This window comes from Gammaproteobacteria bacterium (genome assembly GCA_028817225.1).
GTDB lineage: Bacteria > Pseudomonadota > Gammaproteobacteria > Poriferisulfidales > Oxydemutatoraceae > Oxydemutator.
The window spans coordinates 1-3,075 of the sequence record JAPPQC010000034.1; the positions used below are offsets into that span (position 1 = coordinate 1).

At 64.5% G+C, this 3,075-nt stretch carries 3 protein-coding genes; 1 reads left to right on the forward strand and 2 read right to left on the reverse strand.

What is annotated here, in order from left to right:
• Positions 1-3 precede the first annotated feature (3 nt).
• A complete protein-coding gene (locus tag OXU50_04750; protein MDD9869181.1) occupies positions 4-1,404 on the reverse strand; it encodes a radical SAM protein in 1,401 nt (466 codons plus the stop codon).
• Positions 1,405-1,421: 17 nt separating this feature from the next.
• On the reverse strand, positions 1,422-2,378 hold the full coding sequence (locus OXU50_04755) for a Gfo/Idh/MocA family oxidoreductase (protein ID MDD9869182.1): 957 nt from the start codon (positions 2,376-2,378) through the stop codon (positions 1,422-1,424).
• Between the two features lie 138 nt (positions 2,379-2,516).
• On the opposite strand from OXU50_04755, the gene OXU50_04760 reads away from it, so the two are divergent.
• A partial coding sequence (locus OXU50_04760) for a hypothetical protein (protein MDD9869183.1) occupies positions 2,517-3,075 on the forward strand: 559 nt, incomplete at its 3' end.

Genomic DNA, 3,075 nt, shown 5'->3' on the forward strand with positions numbered 1-3,075 from the left:
TGCCTAAAGAAAATAATCCTGTCTCTCCGCAGTCGCCTCCAGCGAATCCAGTTTGTGCGGGTTGCGAATCAGGTCCTCGATGAACCAGTTGGCGTGGTTGTAGAGGCAGGTCACATCCCGGCATTCCGCCGCCGCGTCAAACGCCTCGATCAGGCGCAGCGTGTTGTCGCGGGTTTCGCGGCGGGAGTCGTCCGTTGCGTAGGCATGTTTGCCGCCAATCAGCGCCTGCGGCACATGGCGGTACACGGGGCAGTTGAACACGCCGAGCGGGCTGACGACCTGGCGGAAGAACTGCATGTGGCAGTTGTGCGGCTGCTCGGTGTAGTTTTTGTAACTGCCGTTTTCAAGCACCCTCAGGTTGGTGCTCTCAATCACCTTGAACGAGTCGTCCTGCTGTTGCTTCGCGCGCTCGATTTGCCCGCGTATCGTCTTCATGATGCCGCCGAGATGCGCCTCGTCCCTGACCAGGTCCACAATCTCGGCGTTGTTTTCCTCGGCGCGGGTCAGGAAGGGTTTCAGCGAGATGTAATCAAAGCGGTAACGCTTTGCGCGCTCCGCCGCCGCCGCGATTTCGGCGACATTCTCGATGATGTCGGCGTTGTTGGTGCGGCAGTCCCGCCACACGATGATATAACTGTAGCCGATTTGCAGCGCCGGGTTGGCGTCCTTGACCGCCGGAATCTGTTCGCATATCCAGTCGAGCGTGCACTTCGCGTTGACGGGCTTGTGCATCGCGCGGAAAGTCTCGTTGTCGGCGGAATCAAGCGACAGCCGCACCCAGTCGCCCTCGCCCATGACGCCGGCGACCTCGCGCACTTTCTTCATCAAACTGCCGTTGGTGACGACGCCGATCTTGATGTCCCTTTCCTTCAGGTGGCGCACGATGTCGCCGAAGCCGGGGTAGGCGGTCGGTTCGCCGCCGCCAATCAGGATGACCGAGCGCAGGCCCTTGTCCGCCATCCGCGTCAGCGAATCTTTCAGCCGCTCGTGCTCGTAGCGGATGCCGGTGTTCAGGATGTCCATGTCCACGCAGTGGTCGCAGCGGTAGTTGCACGCCGTCGTCAGGTCAAGGTTGATTGAGAGCGGCGCATCATCCGGCGCCGTCGCAAGCGCCTCGTCAAACGACAGGCCGTTGGCGTAGCCCTCGCGCCACGCCGCCTGCCAGCGGACATACTCGGCCAGGCGCCCGATGGCGCCGGGTTGCAGCAACTTGCCCATGAAGTCGTGAATCGGCGACAGTTCGGCCTGCCGTTCGCGCGCGGCGTCGCCGCGTGCGCGGGTGTGCAGCGGCGCGCCGTTGGCGCCGCCTGCGGCGTCCGCGCCGTTCGTCTTGATGTCGCGGCAGTCAATCAGCGGCGAGATGCTGATCAGAACCTCGCCGGATTCGGAATGAATCTTTTGCATCAGCGCGGCGCGCGCTGTCAGCCTGCGCTCACCAGTCGGTGCAGCAGGCGCAGGCCGTGGACGATGCCGCCCTCGTCGCCGGGCGCGCGGTTTCCGGCTTGCTCCAGAAAGTGTTTCGCCGATTCGGTCAGCAGGTCCGGCATCGTGACTTCGCCGCCGCCGCCGGCCAGCGACTGCACATAATCTTTCATCGAGACGCGCCGCTCGACGGCGTTGCCGTTGATCGAGTAGCCGGCGGGCCGCGGCTGCTGCTTGCTCTGCGCCAGTTCCAACCGCACCCGCGTCGCGCCCGCCCGGTGCCGGTAGTCAAAGGCGATGTCGGCGCGGGTCTGCTCGCCGTTCTGCCAGCGCAGTTCGTGGTTCTCGATGTCGCCCTGCCCGAGCAGCGCATGCAGCATGCTGACCAGGTGCGGCGCGCTGTCCAGCACCATCGCGCGCCCCCGGCTGGCGGGGGACAGGCGCATGTCAAACGACTGGATTTGCGCGGCGTCGTCGGGCAGCGGGTGCAGTTGCCGGTAATGGGCCAGCGTGAACGGCCATTGCAGGTTGACGCCGATGTGCAGGTCGGCGACCGCCGCCACCGCGAGTATCCGCGACACCGCATCGGCGATGCCGTCGGCGCTGTCGGGCATTTCCGCAAGCGGCGGAAACCACAGCGGCTTTTCGCAGAAAACATGGCAGCCGGCGGCGACGCCCTGCCGCAGGTATTCCAGATGCGTGTCGTGCGGGCTTGCGATGACGAGGATGTCCACCGTCTGCTCGTCGAGCAACGCGGCCAGGCTGGTGTAGCCCGTCGTCCGTATGTGGTAATCTTGCCGCAGCGCCCGTTCCGCCTCCGCAACGCTGCTGTCCGATGTGCCGACGATTCCCCGAATGTCCTGCCCGAGCCGGGCAAACGCCGCCGCGAGGTAGGCCCCCGTCCCCTGGCGCGCGCGGCGCGCGCCGACAATGGCGATTTGATGAGTCTCCGGCATCAGAACAATGTTGCGTAGTTTAGCAGGTCGGCGCCGGAAAGGGCACCTCAGGCGGATTTTCATGACGGGGCAAAGCCCGCGGGTTGCGGCGCCGCCTGCGGCATTTCATCGGAGAGGGAGGCGACGGGAGGGTTTGCCATGGCTAAAATCGGCATTGTAATCAACAGCATGGCGGGCAACGGCATTGAACGGGCGGCGTTGAATCTCGCGCCGGAACTGGAGCGCATGGGGCACCGGGTGGATTTGCTGCTGATCAGCGCAAAGGGAAGTTTCCTGCCGGATATTCCGGCCATGTTGCGTGTGTTCACGCTCGGCACCCGAATCTGGCGCAGTCGCCGGCGCGAATTGCGCCGGATTCCGGCACCGGTGCGTGTCGCGCATCTCGGGCCGCGCTGGAGCCCGCTGTGGATTTCATGGCTTCGCGTGCATGTGGTTTTGCGCCGGCAACGAAACCGGGATTTTCTGACACCGGGAACCTCCCACGCCGCCCTCGGCGTCGCCGAATATATTCGCCGCGAACACCCGGATGTTCTGGTGCCGATGCGCAAAAAGAGCGAGGTGGCGACAGTGTTCGGGAAAAGGATTGCGGGGCAAAGAGTTCGCATCGTCATCTCGGTTCACGGCTTTATGGGCCAGGCGCTGGGTGAGAGGCAGCGCCGCCATGCGGAAGTTGTATTCTCCGACGCGGACGCCGTTG